6 protein-coding genes are annotated in these 7,565 nt (G+C 60.6%); 2 read left to right on the top strand and 4 right to left on the bottom strand.

Annotated features, from left to right (window positions below; all coding sequences use genetic code 11):
• The coding region (locus tag VN887_18950) for an aminomethyltransferase family protein (protein HXT42094.1) at positions 1–856 on the top strand (856 nt) is incomplete at its 5' end.
• 24 nt (positions 857–880) lie between these two features.
• Here the strand turns inward: VN887_18950 and VN887_18945 are convergent.
• The 4 genes from VN887_18945 to VN887_18930 are packed head-to-tail and all read right to left on the bottom strand — an operon-like array spanning position 881 to position 5,600.
• The gene (locus VN887_18945) at positions 881–2,224 is read right to left on the bottom strand and encodes a glutamine synthetase family protein (protein ID HXT42093.1); all 1,344 of its coding nucleotides are present in this window, start codon (positions 2,222–2,224) and stop codon (positions 881–883) included.
• Positions 2,225–2,230: 6 nt separating this feature from the next.
• Complete coding sequence (locus VN887_18940) at positions 2,231–3,661, bottom strand: aldehyde dehydrogenase family protein (GenBank protein HXT42092.1); 1,431 nt, start codon at positions 3,659–3,661, stop codon at positions 2,231–2,233.
• Entirely contained in the window at positions 3,658–4,812 is a 1,155-nt protein-coding gene (locus VN887_18935) for an iron-containing alcohol dehydrogenase (GenBank protein ID HXT42091.1), read from the bottom strand. The genes VN887_18940 and VN887_18935 overlap by 4 nt, the downstream gene beginning before the upstream one ends.
• 11 nt (positions 4,813–4,823) lie before the next feature.
• Positions 4,824–5,600, bottom strand: coding sequence for a histidinol-phosphatase HisJ family protein (locus VN887_18930; protein HXT42090.1), 777 nt, complete (start codon positions 5,598–5,600; stop codon positions 4,824–4,826).
• Between the two features lie 207 nt (positions 5,601–5,807).
• On the opposite strand from VN887_18930, the gene VN887_18925 reads away from it, so the two are divergent.
• On the top strand, positions 5,808–7,565 hold a 1,758-nt coding region (locus VN887_18925; GenBank protein ID HXT42089.1), incomplete at its 3' end, for a DUF1549 domain-containing protein.

Genomic DNA, 7,565 nt, shown 5'->3' with positions numbered 1-7,565 from the left:
CGGATTTGAAAGCGATCTAACGGTCGTCCGAATCGCCGCCGAAGAGTTTTACCTCGTTACCGGCACGGCGCAGCCGGTGCGGGACGTCGATTGGATTCGCCGGCACATCCGGGCCGGCGAGCACGTTACGGTCTGTGATGTCACGAACAGTTTCGGTGTGCTTGGTGTGATGGGACCGGATTCGCGCACGCTTCTCAGTCGCGTGACGGACGAGGACGTATCAACCGCCGCTTTCCCGTTCGCGACTGCGCGGCAAATCAGTGTCGGCCGGGCGACCGTCCGCGCCGCGCGCATCACTTACGTCGGCGAGCTCGGCTGGGAACTGCACGTCCCCATCGAACAGCTCGCGCTGGTTTACGACGCGTTGATGGAGGCGGGCAATGATCTTGGCGCTGCCAACGCCGGTCATTACGCCATTAACTCACTGCGCCTGGAAAAAGGGTACCGCGCCTGGGGCGCGGAACTTTCGCCGGACGACACACCGCTGGAGGCCGGGCTTGCCTTCGCGATCGACTGGAACAAGGAATTCATCGGCCGCGACGCTCTGTTGAAGCAAAAACAAGCCGGACCAAAACGACAGCTGGTCATTTTTGTTTTGCAGGATCGCGAACCTGTCCTGTGGGGCAGTGAGCTGATTTATCGGGACGGAAGGCCGGTCGGCTACACGACCTCCGGTTCTTATGGACATACCCTCGGTGGAGGCGTGGCAATGGGTTATGTGAACAACCCTGATGGCGTAAATACCGCTTTTATCAAGTCCGGGCGTTATGAAATCAACGTCAATGGCACGCGCGTCGCAGCCACAGCACACCTTCGACCGCCCTACGATCCGGAGCGAAAACGAATCCTGATCTGATCGGAAGTTGTCCGCCCCTCGATTTCAAATTCTCTCGAAGTAACGTTGTTTCTCCCAATCGGTGACTGCATCCCCGAACGCCTGTTGCTCAATGCGCGAGTGATGAATGTAAAATTCTACGACCGCATCGCCAAACGCGGCTCGGGCGAGTTTGGATTTGTCAAACAGGTCCGTTGCATCGCGCAGGCTGGCGGGAAGCCGGTCGAGCTTCGGATCGGTATAGGCGTTGCCCGCGTATTCCTTCCCGCAATCGAGGCCTTCCTTCACACCGGCCATGCCGGCGGCCAGCATCGCGGCGAACGCCAGGTACGGGTTTGCATCCGCGCCGGGCATTCGGTTTTCAATGCGAAAGCCGTTTCCATGGCCGACAATCCGAAATCCGGTGGTGCGATTGTCCGTCGCCCACGCCATGCGCGTCGGCGCCCAACTGCCCGGCTGATAGCGTTTGTAGCTGTTGATCGTCGGGCCAAAGAAAAGGCACAGCTCCGGCGAATACTTCATCAATCCGCCGAGGAATTGCCGGAACAATTTTGAACCGCGATTCTTCGCGTCCGGAAATAGGTTTTCCCCGGCCTTCCACAAACTGATGTGTATGTGACACGAGTTGCCGGCTTCGCCGGGCGCATACTTCGCCATGAACGTCACACATTTGCCGTGCTGCTCCGACATCTCCTTCACCCCTTGCTTGAAAATCGTGTGTCGGTCTGCCATCTCAAGCGGCTCCGCATAGGTGAAGTTGATTTCGTGCTGGCCGCGGCTCCATTCGCCCTTGCTGCTCTCCACCGGCACGCCCGCTGATGTCATGTGGTTGCGAATCGCGCGCATCAACGTCTCATCACGCGTCGGCTGCATGATGTGATAGTCGATTCGATAATCGCTGGAAGGCTGAAGTTCACGATAACCACTGGAAAAGGCGGAGTGATAGGTCTGGTTGAACAGATAAAACTCCAGCTCGCTCGCACAAAAGGAGGAAAATCCCTGCCTCTTGAGTAAATCCAGTTGGCGGCGCAACACCGACCGCGGCGCTTCAGCAACCAACGAACCGTCGTCGCGGACGTAATCGCAAAGCACGAGAGCGGTGGCGGTCTGCCATGGCAACACGCGCAGCGTGGCCGGGTCGGGACGAAACGCGAAATCGCCGAAACCCGCGTCCCAGTTCGCGACCCTGAAGCCGTCGAGCGGATCCATTTCCAGATTCACCGTGAGCAGATAATTGCACCCGTGCGTCCCGTGCTTCACGACCGAGTCGAGAAAATGCGCCGCGGTGAAACGCTTGCCAACCAATCGGCCAAACGGATCGGGAAAGGCGACGATGACGGTGTCGATGGCACCGGACTTAACCTGGGATTTAAGCTGGGTAAGATTCATGGGAAATCATTCCGCGACGTAAACGTTCTTCAACTCCGTGTATCCTTCCATCGCCGCCATGCCGAGGTCGCGGCCAATGCCGCTTTGCTTGAATCCGCCGAACGGCGCCTCGGTGTGAACGCTGGAATGCGAGTTGATGCTCATCACGCCGCTCTCGACGGCTTTGGCAACGCGAATCGCCCGGCGCAGATCATTCGTCCAAAGCGAGCCGCTCAGACCATAGGGCGACGCGTTCACATCCCGGATCATTTGCGCCTCGTCGTCAAACGGCGTGATGCAGACGACCGGCCCGAAAATTTCTTCGCGCCAGCAACGATCCTCCTTTTCCACGTCGAGCAGCACGGTCGGTTCGAGGAAATAACCCTTCGATTGAGGACGATTGCCGCCAAAGGCGAATTTGCTTCCGCGCTTGCGGGCATCGGCGAGAAATCCTTCCACGCTGCCGCGTTGGCCGGCGGAAACAAGCGGACCGAGCTGCGTTTCCGCTTTGGCCGGATCGCCAACAACGAGCTTCTTCGTCGCGGCAACGAACTTCTCGACGAACGGTTCATAGATGCTTCGTTCGACGAACATTCGACTGCGCGCGCAGCAGTCCTGGCCGGTGTTGGCGAAGACGCTCATGGGTGAGGTCTCGGCCGCGCGTTGCCAGTCGGCATCAGCAAACACAATGTTGGGTGACTTGCCGCCGAGTTCGAGCGAGATGCGTTTCAGATCACGCGACGCGAGCTCCATGATGCGCCGACCGATCTCGGTCGAACCGGTGAACGAGACCTTGCGCACGAGCGGATGGGTGACGAGCGCGTCGCCGATTGTAGAGCCGCCGCCGGGCAGGACCTGCAACACACCCGGAGGCAGGCCGGCGGCATGGGCCAGTTCGCCGAGCTTGAGCGCCGTGAGCGGGGAGAGCGACGCCGGCTTGAGGACGACGCAGTTGCCGGCGGCCAGCGCGGGCGCGGCCTTCCAGCACGCAATGGGAAACGGAAAGTTCCACGGAACAATCGCGGCAACGACACCCATCGGTTGTCGCAGCGTGAAGTCGAATCCGCCCCGCCCGACGGGAATCGTCTGGCCGCAGAATTTGGTTACTGCGCCGGCGTAATACTCGAACACCCGCGCGCCCAGGCCCGCTTCATCGCGCGCGTCGCCGATGGGTTTGCCGATGTTCAGCCTTTCCAATTGCGCGATCTCTTCAAGATGCTCGCGCAGTTTGCGCGCGACGGCGTGGAGGACGGCTTCGCGTTTGCCGGGGGCAAGGTCGCGCCAGCCGGATTCCCAGGCGCGTTGCGCGGATTCGACGGCGGCGTTTGCGTCGGCAACGTCTGCGGCGGCAACCTCGACCAGAGCTTCTTCAGTTGCCGGGTTGATCAGCGCGGCCCGGTTTCCCGAAGAGGAATCGCGGCGGACGCCATCAACAAAAAGCTGCGCGGGAAGTGTCATAGAACTTCAAGGTAGAGCTTCCGAAAATCCTCCATGGCGACCGGCACGGCATTCGTCTTGTGGCACGGATCTTCGACAGCCTGGACGACCAGCGCGTCAAGGTGCTCCGGTTTCACTCCATGTGCGCCGAGTTTTTTGTCGAGACCGATACCGGCCAAAAAATCCGTGATGAATCCGATGGTGTGCTGGTCGGCTTCGCTGTTTGACTTCTTCATCACGTCGAGGCCGCAGGCGATGCCAACGCGCCGGTAAAGGCCGGGGCTGCGAGCCGCGCAGAATTTCATCCCGGCAACGAGACAGAGCGCGTTCGCAAGGCCGTGGTGCATCCCGCAGATGGTCGAGAGCGGGTGGGCCATGGAATGAACGACGCCCAGGTCCTTTTGAAACGCGACCGCGCCCATCGCCGCGGCAACCAGCATCCGGCCGCGGGCGTCGAGGTCGCCGCTGTTTTTGTAAGCGCGCGGCAGGGCGTCCACAATGAGCCGGACGCCTTCCAGAGCAATGCCGTCGCACATCGGGTGGAAAGCCGGGCAGGTGTAAGACTCGATGCAATGGGTGAGCGCGTCAGCGCCGGTCGCGGCCGTAAGTTTGGGTGGCAACCCAACGGTCAGCTCCGGATCGAGAATCACCAGTTTCGCCAACAGTTCGGGATGAAAGATGACCGCCTTGCGTTTTGTCGCGTCCAACGTGATGACGGAACTTCGCCCAACTTCGCTGCCGGTGCCGGCAGTTGTCGGGATGGCGACAAACGGAGCGAGCGCGGACCAGTCGGGTTCGTCATAGAACCGCGCCAGTTCAAAGCCGGGGCGTTTGGCCAGCAGCCGCGCGGCCTTGCCCGCATCCAACGGGCTGCCGCCGCCGATGGCGATAATCCCGTCGCAGTCATTCGCGCGAAACGCTTCCGCTGCCTCAACGACGTCCCGCTCGACCGGGTTTGGATGAACGCCGTGGTGGAGAAACCAGCTTCTGGAACGCTCTTTTTCTCCGAGCGTTTGCTGAAGTCGTTCAAAGGCCTGGGTGCCGAGGAGCCCGGAGTCGGTGACAACCAGCGGGCGCTGAATCCCCAAAGCAGTCAGTCGCCCGGGCAAGGCCGCAAGCGCGCCCGCGCCAAACAAGGTGGTGGTGGGAAACGAAAAACTGGTCAACGCCATATTCCCTGCGGTCAGATCTTGACCTCCTGACGCTGGCGCCGGGTGAACCGGCACCAATGCGTGTAGCCCGCGCCCCGCGCCAGATCGATGGCTTCGGTGAAATTCATACCCACCTCGTCCGGCGCGTGCGCGTCCGATGCGAACGTGATGGGCACGCCGGATTGCGCCGCGAGATTCACGATTTGCGGACTGGGATAGATCTCCCTGCAATCCTTGCGCAAACCGGCGGTGTTGAGTTCCAGGGCAACACCCTTCCGCCGGGCGGACTTCAGGAAACGGGTGAACAGCGGTGTGCAATCCTGTTTCGGATAAAAGCAGAATTTCTTGCACAGGTCGGCGTGGGCAATGATTTCAAACAGACCGGACTCGGTTGCCATCGTGAGCCGCTCGAAATAGGCGCTCCAGACTTCAAATGGATCACGGTCTTTCCACTCGGAGATTTTCTTCGGGTTGTCCAGGTCCCATGACTCGGAGACATAATGCACGGCCCCGATCAGATAGTCCCACGATTCACGCGCGGCGAGTTCGCGAATCCAATCCTCGTGACCCGGCAGGTAGTCCACTTCCAGCGCCAGCTTGATGACGAGTTGCGGATGATCGCGGCGTGCCCGTTGCACTTTCGCCACGTATTCGTCCATGTCGCGCAGAAACATGCGCCAGTCGTCGAAATCGTCGCGCGGCATGGGGCTGTGCTCCGAGAAACCGATTTCCTTCAGGCCAAGCTTGACCGCCCGGGCCGCATATTCGGTCGGCTCCCCCACCGCGTGGTGGCAGAGGGGCGTGTGCATGTGATAATCCCCGGGCAGCGACATTCGACGCCCAGTTAGCCACGAGGCCAGTTTGCCAGCAAGGTGATTCCCATGCCCCTTTTTGGTCATGGCAGGAAAATACAAGCCGTTTGACAGTATTCTCCATAGACGGACGGCGTGAATCGGCTATAAATAAAGGACACTGTGCAAAGCTTTTTGAGATTCTCCGGCCGTGCGTCCCGCGTCATGCTCTCGCTGGCTGTTTTCACCGGTCCTCTCTGGATTCAACCGGCCGCTTGTGCCGCAACGTCCGATGCGCGCAGACTGCCGCCGCCGGCCGGCCGTCGGGTCGATTTCGCCAGGGACATCCAGCCGTTGCTGGAGAAAAACTGCTATGAATGCCACGGGCCGAAGAAGCAACAGTCCGGACTGCGGCTCGATGAGAAAACCGCGGCCCTCAAAGGCGGCGACAATGGCGCGTTGCTCGTGCCCGGGAAAAGTGCCGACAGCCTGATCGTACGCGTTCTCGCCGGATTAAAGGAAGACATCGCGCGGATGCCCAAAAAACGCGAGCCGATTCCGCCGGAGCAAATCGGTTTGTTGCGCGCCTGGATTGATCAGGGAGCGGACTGGCCGGAAGCGACGGCGCAGCGCAAAGACCCCCGCGACCATTGGGCCTTCAAGGCGCCGGTCCGGCCGGAAGTGCCCGGGATGAAAAACAAAAAGTGGGTGCGGACGCCGGTTGACAATTTTGTTCAGGCACGCCTGGGAAAGGAAGGGCTCAAGCCCTCGCCGGAAGCGGACAAGGTCGCCTTGTTGCGCCGCCTCAGCCTCGATCTCATCGGCCTGCCGCCGACGATTGCCGAAGTGGACGCGTTCGTCGCCGACAAATCACCCGACGCCTATGACCAAGAGGTCGAGCGTCTGCTGAACTCGCCGCATTATGGCGAGCGCTGGGGTCGCCACTGGCTCGACGCCGCGCGTTACGCCGACTCGGACGGGTTCGAGAAGGACAAGCCGCGTTTCATCTGGGCCTATCGCGACTGGGTCATCAAGGCATTCAACGACGATCTGCCATACGACCGTTTCGTCATCGAACAAATCGCCGGGGATCAGTTGCCGGACCCGAAACAGGACGACCTCGTCGCCACCGGTTTTCTCCGCAACTCGATGCTCAACGAGGAGGGCGGCGTGGATCCCGAACAATTCCGCATGGAAGGATTGTTCGACCGGATGGATTGCATCGGCAAAAGCGTGCTCGGCCTGACGATCCAGTGCGCGCAATGCCACAACCACAAATTCGATCCGCTGACACAGGAGGAGTATTACCGGCTGTTTGCGTTTTTGAACAACGACCACGAGGCCTCGCTCGTCGCCTATTCGACCGAACAACAGATGCTGGTGGCAAATCTCTCACGGCAGATGCGCGACCTCGAAGCCGGCCTGCGCCACACGACGCCCGACTGGCAGGAACGGATGAACCGGTGGGAAGACTCGGTGAAAAGCAACCAGCCGGAATGGGTGACGGTCGAGTGCCGCAATTCGGGTGAAAACGGCGAGCGGTTTTATTATTACGCCGACGGCTCGATCCGCGCGGCCAGTTACGCGCCGACGACGTGGACGGCGAATTTCCGCGGCACGAACAACCTCCCGTTCATCGGCGCGTTCCGGCTCGAACAGTTGACCGATCCAAACCTGCCGTGCGGCGGCCCGGGCCGGTCGATCAAGGGAATGTCGGCCTTGAGCGAGTTCAAAGTCGAGGCGTCGGATTTGCAGAATCCGACCAACAAAGTCGAAGTCAAATTCGTCAGGGCGACCGCCGACTTCGCTAACGCAGAACGGCCGCTCGAACCGGAATTTCAATCGGAAAACCGGAAACGCAACGGGGGTGACAAACGTGTTTATGGCCCGGTCGAATACGCGATTGACGGAAAAGGCGACACGGCCTGGGGAATAGACGCCGGGCCCGGCCGCCGCAACGTTCCGCGCAAGGCGGTCTTCATT

This window comes from Candidatus Angelobacter sp. (genome assembly GCA_035607015.1).
Lineage (GTDB): Bacteria > Verrucomicrobiota > Verrucomicrobiia > Limisphaerales > AV2 > AV2.
This window is presented reverse-complemented; position numbering and strand designations above follow the sequence as displayed.

Bases quoted from the DNA above. Each gene is read 5' to 3' on its own strand.
- VN887_18945 (HXT42093.1), bottom strand. From the start codon at position 2,224: ATGAATCTTACCCAGCTTAAATCCCAGGTTAAGTCCGGTGCCATCGAC.
- VN887_18940 (HXT42092.1), bottom strand. From the start codon at position 3,661: ATGACACTTCCCGCGCAGCTTTTTGTTGATGGCGTCCGCCGCGATTCC.
- VN887_18930 (HXT42090.1), bottom strand. From the start codon at position 5,600: ATGCACACGCCCCTCTGCCACCACGCGGTGGGGGAGCCGACCGAATAT.
- VN887_18935 (HXT42091.1), bottom strand. From the start codon at position 4,812: ATGGCGTTGACCAGTTTTTCGTTTCCCACCACCACCTTGTTTGGCGCG.